This window comes from Pseudomonas lactucae (assembly GCF_036688725.1).
Classification (GTDB): domain Bacteria; phylum Pseudomonadota; class Gammaproteobacteria; order Pseudomonadales; family Pseudomonadaceae; genus Aquipseudomonas; species Aquipseudomonas lactucae.
The window spans coordinates 184,475-201,809 of sequence record NZ_JAQQPT010000005.1; the positions used below are offsets into that span (position 1 = coordinate 184,475).

16 protein-coding genes are annotated in these 17,335 nt (G+C 60.5%); 6 read left to right on the forward strand and 10 right to left on the reverse strand.

Annotated elements, in window-relative coordinates; all coding sequences use genetic code 11:
• Positions 1 to 114 precede the first annotated feature (114 nt).
• From V6M90_RS07400 to V6M90_RS07420, 5 genes are all read left to right on the forward strand, one after another.
• On the forward strand, positions 115 to 1,608 hold the full coding sequence (locus tag V6M90_RS07400) for an RNA polymerase factor sigma-54 (RefSeq protein ID WP_078731583.1): 1,494 nt from the start codon (positions 115 to 117) through the stop codon (positions 1,606 to 1,608).
• Positions 1,609 to 1,683: 75 nt separating this feature from the next.
• A complete protein-coding gene (gene hpf, locus V6M90_RS07405) occupies positions 1,684 to 1,989 on the forward strand; it encodes a ribosome hibernation-promoting factor, HPF/YfiA family (RefSeq protein WP_003171804.1) in 306 nt (101 codons plus the stop codon).
• 10 nt (positions 1,990 to 1,999) lie between these two features.
• Positions 2,000 to 2,464: a PTS IIA-like nitrogen regulatory protein PtsN gene (ptsN, locus tag V6M90_RS07410; protein WP_003171803.1), complete on the forward strand. Its 465-nt coding sequence runs from the start codon at positions 2,000 to 2,002 to the stop codon at positions 2,462 to 2,464.
• 2 nt (positions 2,465 to 2,466) lie between these two features.
• Positions 2,467 to 3,324, forward strand: coding sequence for an RNase adapter RapZ (gene rapZ / locus V6M90_RS07415; protein ID WP_078731581.1), 858 nt, complete (start codon positions 2,467 to 2,469; stop codon positions 3,322 to 3,324).
• Positions 3,325 to 3,340: 16 nt separating this feature from the next.
• Positions 3,341 to 3,613 carry an HPr family phosphocarrier protein gene (locus V6M90_RS07420; protein WP_003171801.1) on the forward strand — a complete coding sequence of 91 codons (273 nt, stop codon included), beginning with the start codon at positions 3,341 to 3,343 and terminating at the stop codon, positions 3,611 to 3,613.
• A 34-nt stretch (positions 3,614 to 3,647) separates the two neighbouring features.
• On the opposite strand, the gene V6M90_RS07425 is transcribed toward V6M90_RS07420, so the two are convergent.
• From V6M90_RS07425 to pmbA, 6 genes are all read right to left on the reverse strand, one after another.
• Complete coding sequence (locus tag V6M90_RS07425) at positions 3,648 to 4,541, reverse strand: ZIP family metal transporter (RefSeq protein ID WP_003171800.1); 894 nt, start codon at positions 4,539 to 4,541, stop codon at positions 3,648 to 3,650.
• Between the two features lie 33 nt (positions 4,542 to 4,574).
• Positions 4,575 to 5,186, reverse strand: a complete 612-nt coding sequence (locus tag V6M90_RS07430; protein WP_003171799.1) for a superoxide dismutase — start codon at positions 5,184 to 5,186, stop codon at positions 4,575 to 4,577.
• 1 nt (position 5,187) lies between these two features.
• A complete protein-coding gene (locus V6M90_RS07435) occupies positions 5,188 to 5,616 on the reverse strand; it encodes a hypothetical protein (RefSeq protein ID WP_003171798.1) in 429 nt (142 codons plus the stop codon).
• 27 nt (positions 5,617 to 5,643) lie between these two features.
• Complete coding sequence (locus V6M90_RS07440; RefSeq protein WP_003171797.1) at positions 5,644 to 7,020, reverse strand: class II fumarate hydratase; 1,377 nt, start codon at positions 7,018 to 7,020, stop codon at positions 5,644 to 5,646.
• Positions 7,013 to 7,408, reverse strand: a complete 396-nt coding sequence (locus V6M90_RS07445; protein WP_332846261.1) for a FagA protein — start codon at positions 7,406 to 7,408, stop codon at positions 7,013 to 7,015. The genes V6M90_RS07440 and V6M90_RS07445 overlap by 8 nt, the downstream gene beginning before the upstream one ends.
• Before the next feature lie 145 nt (positions 7,409 to 7,553).
• A complete protein-coding gene (gene pmbA, locus V6M90_RS07450; protein ID WP_003171795.1) occupies positions 7,554 to 8,900 on the reverse strand; it encodes a metalloprotease PmbA in 1,347 nt (448 codons plus the stop codon).
• Between the two features lie 108 nt (positions 8,901 to 9,008).
• Between pmbA and yjgA the strand changes: the two genes are divergently transcribed.
• The gene (gene yjgA, locus V6M90_RS07455; protein WP_042944182.1) at positions 9,009 to 9,530 is read left to right on the forward strand and encodes a ribosome biogenesis factor YjgA; all 522 of its coding nucleotides are present in this window, start codon (positions 9,009 to 9,011) and stop codon (positions 9,528 to 9,530) included.
• A gap of 45 nt (positions 9,531 to 9,575) precedes the next feature.
• On the opposite strand, the gene tldD is transcribed toward yjgA, so the two are convergent.
• The 4 genes from tldD to rng form a co-directional block, all read right to left on the reverse strand.
• Positions 9,576 to 11,018: a metalloprotease TldD gene (gene tldD / locus V6M90_RS07460; RefSeq protein ID WP_003171793.1), complete on the reverse strand. Its 1,443-nt coding sequence runs from the start codon at positions 11,016 to 11,018 to the stop codon at positions 9,576 to 9,578.
• Positions 11,019 to 11,034: 16 nt separating this feature from the next.
• On the reverse strand, positions 11,035 to 11,883 hold the full coding sequence (locus V6M90_RS07465; protein WP_332846262.1) for a carbon-nitrogen hydrolase family protein: 849 nt from the start codon (positions 11,881 to 11,883) through the stop codon (positions 11,035 to 11,037).
• 48 nt (positions 11,884 to 11,931) lie between these two features.
• Entirely contained in the window at positions 11,932 to 15,747 is a 3,816-nt protein-coding gene (locus V6M90_RS07470) for a YhdP family protein (protein ID WP_332846263.1), read from the reverse strand.
• 76 nt (positions 15,748 to 15,823) lie between these two features.
• Complete coding sequence (gene rng / locus V6M90_RS07475; protein WP_003171790.1) at positions 15,824 to 17,281, reverse strand: ribonuclease G; 1,458 nt, start codon at positions 17,279 to 17,281, stop codon at positions 15,824 to 15,826.
• Positions 17,282 to 17,335: the final 54 nt, after the last annotated feature.

The following is a 17,335-nucleotide window of genomic DNA, read 5'->3' on the forward strand; positions in this document are numbered from 1 at the left end:
CGCGCTCTAGGCAAAGCCCCCGATATCAGGCATATAATTTGCTTATGTTTGGCGCTCACGCGCCCTGTCGTGGATGGCGCACTGCGCCGGCGAATAAGGTGTTAAGCCCCTGCCATGAAACCATCGCTAGTCCTGAGAATGGGCCAGCAGCTGACGATGACACCGCAGCTGCAACAGGCCATCCGCCTGCTCCAATTGTCGACCCTGGACCTGCAACAGGAAATCCAGGAGGCCTTGGAGTCCAATCCGATGCTCGAACGCCAGGAAGAGGGCGACGACTTCGATAATGCAGACCCGCTGGCCGACAACATCGAGCAAAAACCCAATTCCGACGTGCAGGAACCGTCCTATCAGGAAACCGCCCCGACGGTGGATAACCTTGAGGAAGGCGACTGGAACGAACGCATTCCCAACGAACTCCCGGTGGACACCGCCTGGGAAGACGTCTACCAGACCAGTGCCAGCAGCCTGCCCAGCAACGACGATGACGAGTGGGACTTCACCACCCGCACCTCCGCCGGCGAAAGCCTGCAGAGCCATCTGCTGTGGCAACTGAACCTGGCGCCGATGTCGGACACCGATCGCCTGATCGCCGTGACCCTGATCGACTGCATCAACAACCAGGGCTATCTGGACGAGACGCTCGAAGAAATTCTCGATGCCTTCGACCCGGAACTGGACATCGAACTGGACGAAATCGAAGCCGTCCTGCACCGCATCCAGCAGTTCGAACCCGCCGGTATCGGCGCGCGCACCCTCAGCGAATGCCTGCTGCTGCAACTGCGCCAGTTGCCCGCCAAGACTGCGTGGCTCGCGGAAGCCCAACGCCTGGTCACCGATTACATCGACCTGCTGGGCAGCCGCGACTACAGCCAGTTGATGCGCCGCATGAAGCTCAAGGAAGATGACCTGCGCCAGGTCATCGAGCTGGTGCAAAGCCTCAACCCGCGCCCAGGCTCGCAGATCGAATCCAGCGAAGCCGAATACGTGATTCCCGATGTGATCGTGCGCAAGGACAACGAACGCTGGCTGGTTGAGCTTAACCAGGAGTCGGTGCCGCGCCTGCGCGTCAACCCGCAATACGCCGGTTTTGTAAAACGCGCCGACACCAGTGCCGACAATACCTTCATGCGCAACCAGTTGCAGGAAGCGCGCTGGTTCATTAAGAGCCTGCAAAGCCGCAACGAAACCCTGATGAAAGTGGCCACCCAGATCGTCGAGCACCAGCGCGGCTTCCTGGAGTACGGCGACGAGGCGATGAAGCCGCTGGTCCTGCATGACATCGCCGAAGCGGTGGGCATGCACGAGTCGACGATTTCACGGGTGACCACGCAGAAATTCATGCATACCCCACGGGGTATCTATGAGCTGAAATACTTTTTCTCCAGCCACGTCAGCACCTCCGAGGGCGGCGAATGCTCGTCCACGGCGATCCGCGCGATCATCAAAAAACTGGTTGCCGCGGAAAATCAGAAAAAGCCGTTGAGTGACAGCAAGATCGCTGGTTTACTGGAGGCACAAGGCATTCAGGTCGCCCGTCGAACCGTCGCCAAGTACCGCGAGTCCCTTGGGATCGCGCCTTCCAGCGAGCGTAAGCGTTTGATGTGACGGGCGGGCCACAGCGTTCCAGTGGCGGGTATTCCTACCCGCCGCTTTATGCACTGGCAACGAAGGAGAAGCTGTATGCAAGTCAACATCAGTGGACACCAGCTGGAAGTCACCAAGCCCCTGCGTGAGTACACCGAGAGCAAGCTGAACAAGCTTGCGGGGCATTTTGACAAGATCACCAACGTGCAGGTCATCATGGAGGTCGATAAGCTCAAGCAGAAAATCGAGGCCACCCTGCACGTACCGAATGCCAAGCTCGTCGCCAATGCTGAGCATGAGGACATGTACGCGGCGATTGACTCGCTCTACGACAAGCTGGACCGCCAACTCATAAAGCATAAGGAAAAGAATCTGCACCTGATGCAAGGTACAGGTCGTTAACCCTCCCCCCATGATCCGACTTGAATCCATCCTGACCCCCGGCCGTTCCCTCGTGAACGTGCCGGGCGGCAGCAAGAAAAAAGCCCTCGAACAAATTGCCAACCTGATCCACCGCGAGGTGCCGGATCTGGAGATGCAAGATGTCTTCGAAGCGCTGGTTGCCCGTGAAAAACTCGGCTCCACAGGTTTTGGCAACGGTATCGCCATTCCTCACTGCCGCCTCAAAGGTTGCAATAGTCCCGTGAGCGCCCTGCTGCACCTGGAAGCGCCCATCGATTTCGACGCCATCGACGGTGCCCCGGTCGACCTGCTGTTTGTGCTGCTGGTCCCGGAAGCCGCCACCGATGCGCACCTGGAACTGCTCCGGCAGATCGCCAGCATGCTCGACCGCAAGGACGTCCGCGACAAACTGCGCAGTGCCAGCAGCAATGAGGCGCTGTATCAAGTTGTCCTGGATGAACAAAACGGGCACTAATCATGCGTTTGATCATCGTCAGCGGCCGCTCAGGCTCGGGTAAAAGCACCGCGCTCAATGTGCTTGAGGACAGCGGCTTCTATTGCATCGACAACCTGCCCGCCGGCCTGCTGCCGGAACTGGCGGAACGTGCACTTATTCACACCGAATTGGCGCAACCGCTGGTAGCCGTTTCGATTGACGCGCGCAACTTGCCCAGCCACCTGTCGCGCTTCCCGGAACTGCTTGAAGAAGTGCGCGCCAAGCATATCCACTGTGATGTGCTGTACCTGGACGCCGACGAGGAGACACTGCTCAAGCGTTTCTCCGAAACCCGTCGACGCCACCCGCTCAGTAGCCCGCACCGCTCTCTGGCCGAAGCCATCGAGGACGAAACCAAGCTGCTGGGCCCGATCATTGATCTGGCCGACCTCAAGATCAACACCACCAGTCTCAACCTGTATCAACTGCGCGACGCTATCAAGCTGCGCCTGTTGAGCCAGCCCGAGCCCGGCACGGCGTTTCTCGTCGAGTCATTCGGCTTCAAGCGTGGGATGCCGGTGGATGCCGACCTGGTGTTCGATGTGCGCTGCCTGCCCAACCCCTATTGGAAGCCTGAACTGCGCGAGCAGTCCGGGCTGGACCAGCCTGTGGCTGAGTACCTGGCCGCGCAGCCTGATGTAGAGGAGATGTTCCAGGACATTTCCAGCTACTTGCTCAAATGGTTGCCGCGTTTCGCCGCGAGCAATCGCGCGTATGTCACCATTGCCATCGGCTGCACCGGCGGCCACCACCGCTCCGTCTACCTGACCGAACGCCTGGGCCAGGTGCTGCAACAAACCCTCAAGAACGTCCAGGTTCGCCACCGCGACCTTAGCTGAAAGGAACACCCCCGCGATGCCCGCTCTGGAAATTGAAATCATCAACAAGCTGGGTTTGCACGCCCGGGCCTCGGCCAAGTTCGTCGGCGTTGCCGGGCAGTTTCCCTGCCAGATCCGCGCCGGGCGCACCCCGGAATCCATGGTCGATGGCAAAAGCATCATGGCCATGATGATGCTGGCTGCCGGCAAGGGCACAACGATTCATTTGAAGACCGAAGGCGAGCAAGAGCAGGAAGCGCTGGACGCCCTGGTGGCGCTGATCAACAACTACTTTGACGAGGGCGAATAAACCCGCTTTTGACTCAGGCGAGGCCGCAATGGCCTCAGCCCAACGCAGTATCCATCACCATCATCAAGCAGAACCCGATGCACAAGCCAAGGCTGGCCAGCTTTTCGTGGCCATTGCGGCGCGATTCGGGGATGACTTCGTGAGTCACCACCAGCAACATCGCCCCAGCCGCCAGCGCCAGCCCCAGAGGTAACAGCACCTGCGCCAGGCTCACCAACCAGGCGCAGAGCACGGCGAATACCGGCTCCACCAAACCTGAAGCGGCGCCGATCAGGAACGCCTTGGCCCGCGACATCCCCGCCCCGGCCAATACCAAGGCAATTACCAGGCCTTCTGGTACATCCTGCAAGGCAATGCCCATGGCCAGGCTGTCCGCATCCGGCATGCCGCCACCGGCGGAGACACCCACCGCCATGCCTTCCGGGATGTTGTGAGCGATGATGGCAAATACAAACAGCCAGATGCGCGGCGGGATTACCGGTTTTTCCGGAGTGCCCACCAGCATTTCCGGGCTGGCACCGGAGACTCTGCGATCCACCAGGTACAACCCGAACGCCCCCAGCATAATGCCGAAGCTGATCAAGCCGCCCGCGCCCCAGGGCGAGAGCCCCAGGCTTTGTGCCGCCGTTATGCCCGGCACAACCAATGAAAACGCAGTCGCCGCCAACATCACACCGGCACCAAAGCCCAACAAGGTATCGCCCAAGGCCACCGGCATCCGCCGAATCACCAGCACCGGCACCGCGCCCAACGCCGTGCCGAGCGCGCAGATCGCCCCGCCCTGCAACGCGCGCAGGATGCGCGGTGCCAGGTCCAGCCAGGCCAGCCCGTGGGCCACCAGCAATGTCGTCCCTGCCAATAACAGCAGCGAGCCAAATGCATAACGGAACATTCGCACGCTGCTGATCGCCAATGTTTCAGTGCCCATAGTCGGCCTTAGATCTTGTTATGAGGGTGAATGTCAGGCCAGGGCGGCTTGATAGCGTGCGGCGACTTCCGGCCAGTTGATAACACTGTAGAAGGCATTGATGTATTCCGGGCGACGGTTCTGGTACAGCAAGTAGTAGGCATGTTCCCAGACATCCAGACCAAGGATCGGCGTATTGCCGTTCATCAACGGGCTATCCTGGTTACCGCTGCTTTCCACCACCAGGGTCTTTTGCGGGGTAACGCTCAGCCACGCCCAGCCACTGCCGAAACGGGTCAACGCCGCCTTGGTAAACGCGTCCTTGAAACTGTCGAAACCACCCAGTTGCTCCTCGATTGCCTTGCCGAGGGCCCCTTCAGGCTTGCCCCCGCCTTCGGGCGACATCACGGCCCAGAACAGCGAGTGATTGGCGTGGCCGCCGCCCTGGTTGATCACCGCCGCGCGTAGTTTCTCCGGCAATTGCTGAACACTGGACACCAGTTTCTCTATCGGCCAACCGGCGAATTCGGTGCCCTCGACCGCCGCGTTCAAGTTGTTGATGTAGGTCTGGTGATGCTTGGTGTAGTGAATCTCCATGGTTTGCGCATCGATATGCGGTTCCAGGGCGTCATAGGCGTAAGGCAAGGCAGGCAAGGTGTAAGTCATATCAATGTGCTCCGTATTGAGGAGGGGTCGGATGCGCCGCAGTACCGCCCAGCAGACGATGGGTACGCGGGTACTCACCGTGATCGCTGATGAAATTCAATAATTCGACGTAGGTCTTACTGCTCTGGTGCAACGCCGCTTCGCGCAGTTGTGGGCTCAAGCGTGCGTCCTGCATGGTCTGAAGCAGGCGTTGGTGAATGGCGCACAGGTATTCGGCGCTTTCCTCTGGCTGGTTCAGGCGCAGGTGCAGGTCCGCCAGGTTGTGATGGGAAATCACGCAAGCCGCCACAGCTTCGTCAGCATCCGACCAGCGTTCAAACAATACCTGGGCCAGGGCCAGGGCCTGCAGATAGGCCTCGCGAGCATCGACCAGATCACCCTGCATAAAGCAGCGATTGGCGCGTTCGATCGTGCGTTTCCAGTGCTCCATGGTGAGCCTCCAAAGCGGGGTCGGTGATTACACGCCGCCGGCCGTGAGCTTTTCCGGATCCAGCAGAATTTCCAGTTGGCTGCGAGGCAAGTCAGTGTGTTCAAGAGCGACATCGATCACTGGACGACCCTGTTGATAGGCCTTCTTGGCGATTTCAGCGGCCTTTTGGTAACCAATGATCGGATTGAGCGCGGTGACCAGGATCGGATTGCGTGACAACGCCTCCTTGAGCTTGGCCTCGTTGACCTTGAAGCTGGCAATGGCTTTGTCCGCCAGCAAACGGCTGGCATTGGCCAGCAGCTCCAGGCTGCTGAGCAGGTTCTGGGCAATGATCGGCAGCATCACGTTCAGTTCGAAGTTGCCGGATTGGCCGGCAACCGTGATCACCGTGTCATTGCCGATGACTTGCGCAGCCACCATGGCGGTCGCCTCCGGGATCACCGGATTGACTTTGCCCGGCATGATCGACGAGCCAGGCTGCAAGCCTTCCAGCTCGATTTCACCCAGGCCTGCGAGTGGGCCGGAGTTCATCCAGCGCAGGTCATTGGCGATTTTCATCAGCGACACGGCGGTGGCTTTCAATTGGCCAGAGACGGCGACAGCGGTGTCCTGGGAGCCAATCAGCGCGAACAGGTTCTTGCCCGGCGTGAACTTCACACCGGTCAGGCTGCTCAGTTGCTGACTGAACCGTGCGGCAAACTCCGGGTGCGCATTAATTCCGGTACCCACCGCCGTGCCGCCCTGCGCCAGGGCTTGCAGGCTCGGCAGCAAGCCTTGCAGGTGGCCGATATTGGCCCTGAGTTGCTGCGCCCAACCATTGAGCACCTGGCTCATGCGTACCGGCATAGCGTCCATCAGGTGTGTGCGGCCGGTCTTGACGAAGGGATGAACCTCCTCTGCCTTCTGCTCGATCACCTGCACCAGGTGCAGCAAGGCCGGCAATGTTTGCTCATGCAACACCAGCGCGGCGCTGACATGGATGGTGGTCGGAATGATGTCGTTGCTGCTTTGCCCGCAGTTCACATGGTCATTGGGGTTGACCGCCTCGCCCAGCAAACGGCTGGCCAGGGTGGCGATCACTTCGTTGGCGTTCATGTTGGAACTGGTGCCGGAGCCGGTCTGGAAGATATCCACCGGGAAATGCGGCATGAAATCGCCTTCCAGCAAGCCCTGGGCGGCGTCGACAATGGCCTTGCCCTGCCCTTCGCTGATCTGCTTGAGATCGACGTTGACCTTGGCCGCTGCGGCCTTGGCCAGGATCAGTGCACGAATGAATTGTGCCGGCATGGGTTGGTGACTGATCGGAAAGTTATTCACCGCACGCTGGGTTTGGGCACCGTACAGGGCCTCGGCAGGTACTTGCAGCTCGCCCATGCTGTCGCGTTCGATACGGGTGTTACTCATCGGAAGATCCTTGCACCAAGTCGGAGTGAGAAATCGAAGGCAGCAATTGGCACGTCGCCAATTGCCAGGCAAAGGTCTGCCAGCGCTTGAGGCGGCAGGCACAGTGGGAAAGTTTTTCCAGGTCTCGCAGCGGGCGCCAGGCCTGGTCCAGGCACATGGAACGCCAATGCCACGGCAGCGCGATATCGGTGGCGGTGTCGATCAACAGGCGGAACGCTGTTTCAGCAATGGTCCACGGATGGGTCGCGGTGCAACACGCCAGGTATCGCCCCTCGCTGAGGTAATGTTCGATCAGGCGAGGCTCATTGGGATCGAGGCCACAGCGAATCTGACGACTCATCCAGCGCCAGCTTTCCAGGTACGGATCCTCATGCAGGACAGAACTCATGCTCCACACTCGCTCGGTAATGATATTTATTATTAAATGATATTGAGAATCAAAACAATAGCGGCCGACTAATCGTTCTGCGGCGCGCGCATAAAAAAAGCACGCCATCGTGGGATGGCGTGCCTTTTATGAAGCGAGGGAGGTGTTAGCTACCGGCGACGGTCATTCGCTCGATCAACACCGAACCGGTGCGGATATTGCTGCGCAGTTCCAGGTCATTACCCACGGCAACGATCTGCTTGAACATATCGCGCATGTTGCCGGCGATGGTCACTTCCTGGACGGCGAATTGAATCTCGCCGTTTTCCACCCAAAAACCCGCCGCGCCTCGGGAATAGTCACCGGTGACCATGTTCAGGCCATGGCCCATCAATTCGGTCACCAGCAGACCGCGCCCCATGCGCCGCAATAATGCTGCCTGGTCCTCGTCCCCGTGGGTCACAAACAGGTTATGCACACCGCCCGAGTTGGCCGTGCTGGGCAGGCCGAGTTTACGGCCAGCGTAGGTGCCCAGTACGTAGGAGACCAGCTCACCGTTCTCGACGAACGGTTTGGCATAGGTTGCCAAGCCATCACCGTCGAACGCCGAGCTGCCCATGGCACGCATCAAGTGTGGGCGCTCATCGATGGTCAGCCATTCAGGGAACAACTTCTGGCCGATAGCCCCCTCAAGGAACGACGACTTGCGATACAGGTTGCCGCCGGAAATCGCGCCCAGGAAACTGCCGAACAACCCTCCGGCCAGTTCAGCCGAAAACAGCACAGGCACTTCACAGGTCGGCACCGGGCGCGCACCCAGACGGCTCGCGGCGCGTTGTGCGGCGCGTTGGCCAATGCTCACCGGGTCTGCCAGCAACTCACCCTGACGATTCACGTCGTACCAGTAATCGCGCTGCATCTGGCCATTGGCCTCAGCGATCATCACGCAGCTCAAACTATGGCGAGTGGACGCATAACCGCCAATAAAACCATGGCTGTTTCCGTACACGCGACAACCCTGATGCGTACTCAATGTGGTGCCATCGGCATTCTTGATCCGACTATCGGCATCGAATGCCGCCGCCTCACAGGTCAGGGCCTGTTCAATAGCTTGCTCCGGCGTGATATCCCAGGCATGAAACAGGTCAAAATCCTTCAAGTCCCTGGCCATCAATGCCTTGTCAGCCAGGCCCGAGCTTTCATCCTCGGAGGTGTGCTTGGCGATTGCCAATGCCGCGGCCACAGTTTCACGAATCGCTTCCGGACCGCTGGCCGAGGTACTGGCCGAGCCTTTGCGCTGGCCCACGTACAAGGTGATGCCAAATCCCTGGTCACGGTTGAACTCAACGGTTTCCACTTCGCGCTGGCGCACCGATGTCGACAGGCCCTGCTCCAGCGACACCGCGACTTCACAGGCACTGGCCCCCTGGCGCTTGGCCTCGGCCAGGATCTGCTCGACTTGTTCCTGCAGGGCCGGTAACGCTTGCGGACCGACGCTTTGGGCTGCACTCATGGTTTTCTCCACTCAAATTCTGCTTTCGGTTAAGGCCATCGAGCGACCGGGCCGGACAAGCGGCCCCCGACTGGTTATCATGGCGGCGTTTCTTTGCGGACTGCCACCATGGTTGATTCTTACGACGACTCCCTCGATGGGGAGAAAAGCAAAACCCAGGTCAAACGCGAGCTGCATGCTCTGGTTGACCTCGGCGAGCGTCTTACAACGCTCAAGAAAGACTTGATTGCAAAATTGCCACTGACCGACGAAATGCGCCGGGCGCTTGCGGATGCACCGAAGCACACCGCGAATATCGCGCGCAAACGGCACATCATGTTTATCGGCAAGCTGATGCGCGATCAGGACATTGACGCCATTCTGACCTTGCTCGACCAAACCGATGCCTCCACTCGCCAGTACAACGAACGCTTCCACAACCTGGAGCGTTGGCGTGATCGCCTGATCGAGGGCGATGACGCGGTGCTGGAGAAATTCGTCTTGGACTACCCGGACGCGGACCGCCAGCAATTGCGCTCCCTGATCCGTCAAGCCCAGCATGAGCAGGCGCATAACAAGGCGCCGGCCACCAGCCGTAAAATCTTCAAGTACATCCGTGAGCTGGACGAGACTCAACGCGGCCTGCGTTGATGCCCTTCCCCGGGTGGCGATCCTTGCCACCCGAAGCTCCACCCCTTACGACCCCGTGCCACCCACGGTGATTGCATCAATCTTCAGCGTTGGCTGGCCGACACCCACCGGCACCGACTGCCCATCCTTCCCGCAAGTGCCCACGCCACTGTCCAGCGACAGGTCATTACCGACCATCGACACCTTGCTCATGGCTTCCGGGCCGTTGCCAATCAACGTCGCCCCCTTGACCGGCGCGGTAATCTTGCCGTCTTCGATCAGGTACGCTTCGCTGGTGGAGAACACGAACTTGCCACTGGTGATATCCACCTGGCCACCGCCGAGGTTGGCGCAGTAGATCCCGCGCTTCACCGAGGCGATGATTTCCGCCGGATCGCTTTGCCCCCCGAGCATGTAGGTATTGGTCATGCGCGGCATCGGCAAGTGCGCGTAGGACTCGCGACGGCCATTGCCGGTGCGCGCCACGCCCATCAGGCGAGCGTTGAGCTTGTCTTGCATGTAGCCTTTGAGCACACCGTTTTCGATCAACGTGGTGCACTCGGTCGGCGTGCCTTCGTCATCGACGCTCAGCGAGCCGCGACGCCCGGCCAGCGTGCCATCATCGACGATGGTGCACAGCTTGGAAGCAACCATCTCACCCATACGCCCGCTGTAGGCGGAGCTGCCCTTGCGGTTGAAGTCCCCTTCCAGGCCGTGGCCCACCGCTTCGTGCAGCAACACACCGGACCAGCCTGACCCCAACACCACCGGCAAGGTACCCGCCGGCGCCGGAATGGCCTCCAGGTTCACCAGCGCCTGGCGCAGCGCCTCACGGGCATAGCCCATGGCACGGTCCTCGGCGAGGAAATAACGGTAGTCGGTACGCCCGCCGCCGCCATGGCCGCCACGCTCGCGGCGGCCGTTCTGCTCGACGATCACACTGACATTGAAGCGCACCAACGGCCGTACATCCGCAGCCAACCCGCCATCAGTGGACGCCACCAGAATGCGCTCCCACACCCCCGCCATGCTCACAGTGACCTGCTGGATACGCGGGTCGAGGGCGCGGGTGGCCGCATCGATGCGCTTGAGCAGCTCGACCTTTTCCGCACGGCTGATCACTTCCAAGGGGTTATCCGGTGCGTACAACTGGGCCACGTCCTGGGTACTGAATGCCTGCACCGTGCCATTTTGGCCGGCACGGGAGATCGAACGCGCCGCGCGGGCAGCCAATCCCAAGGCCTCCAGAGTGATGGCGTTACTGTAGGCAAAGCCGGTTTTTTCCCCGGATTGCGCACGCACGCCTACACCCTGGTCAAGGTTGAAACTGCCTTCCTTGACGATGCCATCTTCCAGCGCCCAGGATTCGGATATCTGCCCTTGGAAATACAGGTCGGCGGCGTCGATGCCTGGCCCGGCAAGATCGCCCAGCACGGTTTGCAAGCTTTCGATGGTCACGCCACCGGGTGCCAGGAGATGTTCACTGACTGAGGACAACAACTCGCTCATAGGTTTGGCCTTAAATTCATCGTTCCGAAGCAGGCCGCTGTGCGCCCTGCGAGAAAAAGCGCCGATGGTTGACCACCGGCATGCGCGCCCGTATCGACGCCTGTTCAGTACTATCGCGTTCGGCCAGCAACACCGCCTCGCCTTGATCCCGTTGGGCCAGCACACGCCCCCACGGGTCGACAATTGCCGCGTGCCCATGGGTTTCCCGTGGCCCCGGATGCACACCGCCCTGGGCAGCCGCCAGCAGGTAGCACTGGGTTTCGATGGCCCGCGCGCGAATCAGTACATCCCAATGCGCGGCCCCGGTCACGGCGGTAAACGCTGAAGGCGCGCTAATCAATTCAGCGCCTGCGGCACGCAACTCGCTGTACAACTCGGGGAAGCGCAGGTCGTAACACACCGTCAGGCCCAAACGGCCGACCGGCGTATCGGCCACCACCACATTGCTTCCGAAAGCATAGTCATCAGACTCGCGATAGCGACCCCGAGCGTCCGCCACATCCACATCGAACAAATGCAGTTTGTCGTAACGGGCGACGATTTCACCGCGATCATCAATCAGCAGCGAGCAGGCATTGGCCTTGGCGTTCGGTTGATCCCTGGGCGGCAACGGCAAAGTGCCAGCCACTATCCATAAGGTGAGGTCGCGGGCGGTCTGTTTCAACCACGGCAGGATCGGACCTTCGCCCAGCGCTTCGGCACGGCCGATATCCGCGACGTCGCGGCGACCCATGGCGGCGAAGTTTTCCGGCAGCACCGCAAGCTTCGCACCGCCGGCCGCCGCTTGTTCCAGCAAGCGCCGGGCCTGGGCCAGATTGGTCAGCACATCGCTCTGGCTGACCATTTGAATTACCGCAAAGGACATGGGCCGACACTCCGTAATGGGCATGCGGTCATGCTACTCCACAGGCTCTCAGTTTGGTTTTTCAAATGGCTTGTCGAAGGTGATTTTCGGGTCCTTCCACGGCCCCTCCACTTTGTATTGCACGCTGGCAAAGCGCGACACCCGATCACCGATCAGCTTGTCGATCAGGAACAACGCGCCGCCAATGGCCGGCGCGCCGACGATCAACGCCGCGATCGGCAGGTTATTGGTCACCGGCAACGTCACCAGCAGCTTGGCATCGACGCGGTCAGCCACCAGATCCAGGGTGCCGTTGAGTTCCAGATTGCTTGACGGACCGGTCAGCGTGATCGGCTCACGAGTCACGAACACGCCATTGCTCGCGGCCAACAAGCCTTTGACCCGGTCATAGCTCAAGCCTTTACCAAGCAGGTCCGAAAAGTCCAGGCGCAGTCTGCGCCCGATGGAGTTGAAGTTGAGCAGGCCAAATACCCGCAACGCCTGGGCGCCGCCCTCCACTTCAACGAACTGGCCCTTGCGAAAGGTTGCATCCAGGCTGCCGGAGAAGCGCTTAGGCCCAACCCAGGCTGGCGAACCCGGCCAACGCCCATCCACATCCAGGTGGAAGTCCTCACTGGTCACCGTGGGCGCAAAGCCCCAGCCCTTGAGTACATCGCCAATATTCTTGCCGTCCAGACGCCCCTTGTACCAACTGCCGCTGTCGCCCGGCGAACCTTCCCATCCCCCGGCCCCTTTGAGCAGCATACCCTTGAGACCCAGGTCCAGATCATTGAAGGCCAGTCCCTTCGCGGTTGGACGAATTTTCAATGACCACGCGCCCACCAGGTCCGGCCCCTGGAACAGTTGATCGATGGCGATATCCAGCGCCGGAATATCCTTGGGGTCTATGCTGGCTAGCGGGTCCGGTGCATTTTCATCAGCCTGTATCGTCGGGTCCACGGCCGGCAGTTTCACGTACTGCAGGTTGACCGCAATCGGCGCGCCCTTGGCGTCCGGCAGGTTGACGCTGCCCTTGGCCTGCCGGCTGTCGAGCTGCAAGCCCCAAGCGGCGGATTTGCGGTTCAACTGCAGGTTGACCTGATCGAACTGAGTACCCAGGCCAGTGAGTTTGCCGATCTTGAAGTCGGCACCGCTGAGCAATTGCTTGGCGCTGCCGCCGGGGTCATTGCCGGCGTATTGGTTGACCAGCTTGCGCCACGGATCGATATCCAGCTCCGAAAGCACACCTCGGATACGCAAGCCCTTTGCGCCCGGTAGCACCGCGTCGCCATCACCGAGGAACAACTCGCCACGGCCTTCATTGAATGAACTCGCAGGTGCAGCAAAGGTGAAGTTCGCCAGCTCGCCGTAATCGAACCAATACCGGCGCTCGGCGCCTTGCAAGGTCATACGGAACGCACTGTCACGCCCCTGGCTGGCCGGCATGCCGAACGGTGCCGGCAAGTCCACCGCGACGCCCTTGAGGTTGGAGCTGACCATCAGCTGGCTGTCGGCACCGTCCAGGTCGAGCTGTAACTGATAGGGAATATCGCCGGACACCGGCAGGGGTTGAGTGATTTTCAGCCAGTCGGTGAGCCGCTTGACCGTCACCTGGCCCTTCACCGCAACCCGCGTGCTGAGATCGCCCGGCTTGCCATTGGCGAAGATCTGCGCAGTGATCGGCCGGTCGAACGCTTGGGCCGTGATTTTCTCGCCACTCAAGCCCTTGGTGCTGTCGAAGCGAAAATCGCCCTTGAGCTGCGTCACGTCCAGGGTCGGCTCGGCCAGTTGCAGGCGCGCCTTGTCGGTCTGGAAGTCCACCACGATCTTGGGCTCGGTGCCTTTGACCAGGGGAATATCCAGGTCCAGCTTGCCTTGCAGATCGCCTTCGCCCTTCCAGCCGGCGAAGGTCGAAGCGGTGCCGATCGGCGCCTCCTGCAGGATTTTCAGGCCATCGCCCAGGCCACCGGCAAAAGCGCCGGTCAGCAGCAAATGACTGTCCTTGCCGGGCAGCGCATGGGGAATATTGACGTAGATGTCGTTGACCTGGGTGTCGAGCAATTGGCCTTTGCTCGCCAGGATGCGCACACCGCTCTCCTCGACAAACACTTCGCCATCGACCTTGCTCACATGAGGCCAGCCCGGCTGGAACGCCAGCTCGGCGTCATGCACCTTGAAGAACAGGCTGATATTGCGCGAGGCTGGCAACGCACCGTGGCTCAGCGAGCCTTGGTACTGGAAGAAACCCTGGTCCACCGCTCCCTTGAGAATCGCCGTGCGCAGCCACTCATCCAGCGCCGGGCTCAGCACGGCGGGCAGGTATTTGGGGGTAAAGCGCCCATCGCCATCGACCATGCCGACCCGCAGGTCCATGTAGTCTTCCTGGTTGTGGTCGAAATTCAGGCGAATGAGGAAGTCGGCGGCGATCTTGCCTTCCTCCCCCAGCACCTTGATATACGGCGCGATCAGGGTGAAGCCTTGTGCGTCGAGCTTCCAGGTCAGCCGTGCGTTGGCCTGGAGGTATTGCCAGGGCTTGGCGAAGATCGGGTCGAGGTGCAGGGAGAAGTCTTTGCTGTCCATGCGCAATTCGCCATGGCCCAGGTCACCGCTGATGCTCCCGGACACGTTGCGCGCGGCAGGCGCGCCAAAGTAGGCATCAAAGCCCACCCGCTCCAGGTTGGCGGCAAAACTGACTTTTTGATCGGTAGTGTCCTGGGGCCGGAAGTCCACCAGCACATTACGCAGCACGCCCGTGGCCTTGAGGTGTTCAACGGTTTTGGCGACGCCTTCCGGCAACGGCGCCAAGGCGTTGAGCAGCGGCGTGATCGGCGTCAGGTCGAGGCGGTCGGCCTGCAGGTTCCAGACCTCCTGGTCCTTGTCGGTCGCCAGGCTTTGCTGCAATTGCAGGCGCGATTCCCAGCGGGTGTCACCCAGGTTCATCGCCAACGAATCAAACAGCACCTTCAGGCCACTATCACTGCGTTGCAGGTAGGCGGTAAGGGCGAGGTTTTCGATGTGCACCGGCTTACGCTCGGCGTAACTGCCCTTGACCTGCGGCGAGTTGAGGCGCACCACCGCACTTTGCACGGTGCCTTTGCCCCAGTTCAGCCAGAACTCCCCACCGGCCTTGAACTGCGTGAGTTTCCACTGCTGAGTCAGTTTGGCCGGAATCCACTTGGCCCAGTCACTCTGCGGCAGGCTGAGGTAGGCCTGGACTTGTGCGTCTTTCCATTGGCTGGCACGTATGCGGCTGCGCAGGCTCACTGCCAGGGGCTGGCCGTCGGGCAGGGTCAGGCGCGCGTCGAGGCGTTGACGGGCGACGCCGGTATGCAGGCTGAGGCCTACATAGGTAAGGGTCAGCGGTGCCTGGTCAAGCGGTTGCAGGGTGACCTGGCTGTCGAGCAGCGACACACGCTTGACCATCTGCATGCGCGTGAGCAGCTGCTCTGGGTCCAGCGGCTGGTCGTCCTGCATCGGCAGGCCTTGCAGTGCCCAATGGCCGTCCTTGTCTTCCTTGGCGCTCAGTTGCAGCCCACTGAGTTGCAGGTGAGCCAGGCGCACTTCGCGCGCCATCAGGCTGGCCCAGATATCCGGCACCACTTCCACCTGATCCAGGCGCAAGGCATTGCTGCCCTCGCCCACCATCACATCACGGGCCAGAAGCACCGGCGCGAAACCGCTCCAGCGCCCCTCAAGACTGCCAATGTGCGTCGGCATGCCGACCGCGCCCTCGGCCCTGGCTTCGACTTGCGCACGGTATTCGGCAACCAGCGGTGTCAACTCACGACCCAGGCTCACGTACACCGCCGCCAATACCAGCAGCAACGCGCACAAGCCCAGGCCCCAACGGGTCAAAGCGGCAAAAAAGCGTGTCAGACGCTCCATGTCAGGCGACCCTCAAGGCAGTAGGCAGACGACAGAACAAGGTCTGCCGGCATCAAAAAAGGCAAGCGAATGCGGATCAGAGCAGCACCACGTCGTATTGTTCCTGGGAATACATGGTTTCTACCTGAAAGCGAATGGTGCGCCCGATAAATCCCTCCAGCTCGGCAACATTACCGGACTCTTCATCCAGCAGGCGGTCGACCACTTTCTGGTTGGCAAGCACTCTATAACCTTCGGCCTGGTAGGCACGTGCCTCTCGTAGGATTTCCCGGAAAATCTCGTAGCAAACCGTTTCCGGCGTCTTCAACTTACCGCGCCCCTGGCAACTGCTGCACGGCTCGCACAACACCTGTTCAAGGCTCTCGCGTGTGCGTTTGCGGGTCATCTGCACCAGTCCCAGTTCGGTAATGCCGATGATGTTGGTCTTGGCGTGATCGCGCTCCAGTTGCTTCTCGAGCGTGCGCAATACTTGGCGCTGGTGCTCTTCATCTTCCATGTCGATGAAGTCGATGATGATGATCCCGCCCAGGTTACGCAGGCGCAGTTGGCGCGCAATCGCGGTGGCCGCTTCGAGGTTGGTCTTGAAGATGGTTTCTTCGAGGTTGCGATGGCCTACAAACGCGCCGGTGTTGACGTCAATGGTGGTCATGGCTTCCGCCGGGTCCACCACCAGATAGCCACCGGACTTGAGCGGCACCTTGCGCTCCAGAGCCTTCTGGATTTCGTCTTCGACGCCGTACAGGTCGAAGATCGGCCGCTCGCCAGGATAGTGTTCCAGGCGGTCGGCAATTTCCGGCATCAGCTCGGCAACAAATTGCGTGGTGCGCTGGAAGGTTTCCCGCGAGTCGATGCGAATTTTCTCGATCTTGGGACTGACCAGATCACGCAATGTGCGCAGGGCCAGGCCCAGGTCTTCATAGATGACACTTGGCGCGCCGATGGTCTTGATCTGAGCGCCGATCTGGTCCCACAGACGCCGCAGATAGCGGATGTCCATCAGGATCTCATCGGCACCGGCGCCTTCAGCGGCGGTGCGCAGGATAAAACCGCCCGCCTCCTTGATACCTTCGGCGGCCACGCAATCGCTGACCACCTTTTTCAGGCGCTCACGCTCGCCTTCATCTTCGATTTTCAGGGAAATGCCGACATGCGCCGTACGCGGCATGTACACCAGGTAGCGCGAAGGGATCGACAGTTGCGTGGTCAGGCGTGCGCCCTTGGAACCGATGGGGTCCTTGGTGACTTGCACCACCAGGCTCTGCCCCTCGTGCACCAGGGCACTGATGCTTTCTACCGCAGGGCCCTCACGCAGGGAAATTTCCGAAGCATGGATGAAGGCGGCGCGGTCCAGGCCGATGTCGACGAAGGCCGCCTGCATCCCCGGCAACACGCGCACCACCTTGCCTTTGTAGATATTGCCAACGATCCCGCGCTTCTGGGTGCGCTCAACATGCACTTCTTGCAGAACACCGTTCTCTACCACCGCCACGCGCGATTCCATCGGCGTGATATTGATCAGAATCTCTTCACTCATGGCTGGGTCTCGTTCAGGCGTTTTCACAATAGTGACCGGTCGCTTAAGGCTGGG

What these genes read in the sequence shown, in the direction of transcription:
- V6M90_RS07400 (WP_078731583.1), top strand. Translation starts at nt 115, where the DNA reads ATGAAACCATCGCTAGTCCTGAGAATGGGCCAGCAGCTGACGATGACA.
- hpf (WP_003171804.1), top strand. Translation starts at nt 1,684, where the DNA reads ATGCAAGTCAACATCAGTGGACACCAGCTGGAAGTCACCAAGCCCCTG.
- ptsN (WP_003171803.1), top strand. Translation starts at nt 2,000, where the DNA reads ATGATCCGACTTGAATCCATCCTGACCCCCGGCCGTTCCCTCGTGAAC.
- rapZ (WP_078731581.1), top strand. Translation starts at nt 2,467, where the DNA reads ATGCGTTTGATCATCGTCAGCGGCCGCTCAGGCTCGGGTAAAAGCACC.
- V6M90_RS07420 (WP_003171801.1), top strand. Translation starts at nt 3,341, where the DNA reads ATGCCCGCTCTGGAAATTGAAATCATCAACAAGCTGGGTTTGCACGCC.
- V6M90_RS07425 (WP_003171800.1), bottom strand. Translation starts at nt 4,541, where the DNA reads ATGGGCACTGAAACATTGGCGATCAGCAGCGTGCGAATGTTCCGTTAT.
- V6M90_RS07430 (WP_003171799.1), bottom strand. Translation starts at nt 5,186, where the DNA reads ATGACTTACACCTTGCCTGCCTTGCCTTACGCCTATGACGCCCTGGAA.
- V6M90_RS07435 (WP_003171798.1), bottom strand. Translation starts at nt 5,616, where the DNA reads ATGGAGCACTGGAAACGCACGATCGAACGCGCCAATCGCTGCTTTATG.
- V6M90_RS07440 (WP_003171797.1), bottom strand. Translation starts at nt 7,020, where the DNA reads ATGAGTAACACCCGTATCGAACGCGACAGCATGGGCGAGCTGCAAGTA.
- V6M90_RS07445 (WP_332846261.1), bottom strand. Translation starts at nt 7,408, where the DNA reads ATGAGTTCTGTCCTGCATGAGGATCCGTACCTGGAAAGCTGGCGCTGG.
- pmbA (WP_003171795.1), bottom strand. Translation starts at nt 8,900, where the DNA reads ATGAGTGCAGCCCAAAGCGTCGGTCCGCAAGCGTTACCGGCCCTGCAG.
- yjgA (WP_042944182.1), top strand. Translation starts at nt 9,009, where the DNA reads ATGGTTGATTCTTACGACGACTCCCTCGATGGGGAGAAAAGCAAAACC.
- tldD (WP_003171793.1), bottom strand. Translation starts at nt 11,018, where the DNA reads ATGAGCGAGTTGTTGTCCTCAGTCAGTGAACATCTCCTGGCACCCGGT.
- V6M90_RS07465 (WP_332846262.1), bottom strand. Translation starts at nt 11,883, where the DNA reads ATGTCCTTTGCGGTAATTCAAATGGTCAGCCAGAGCGATGTGCTGACC.
- V6M90_RS07470 (WP_332846263.1), bottom strand. Translation starts at nt 15,747, where the DNA reads ATGGAGCGTCTGACACGCTTTTTTGCCGCTTTGACCCGTTGGGGCCTG.
- rng (WP_003171790.1), bottom strand. Translation starts at nt 17,281, where the DNA reads ATGAGTGAAGAGATTCTGATCAATATCACGCCGATGGAATCGCGCGTG.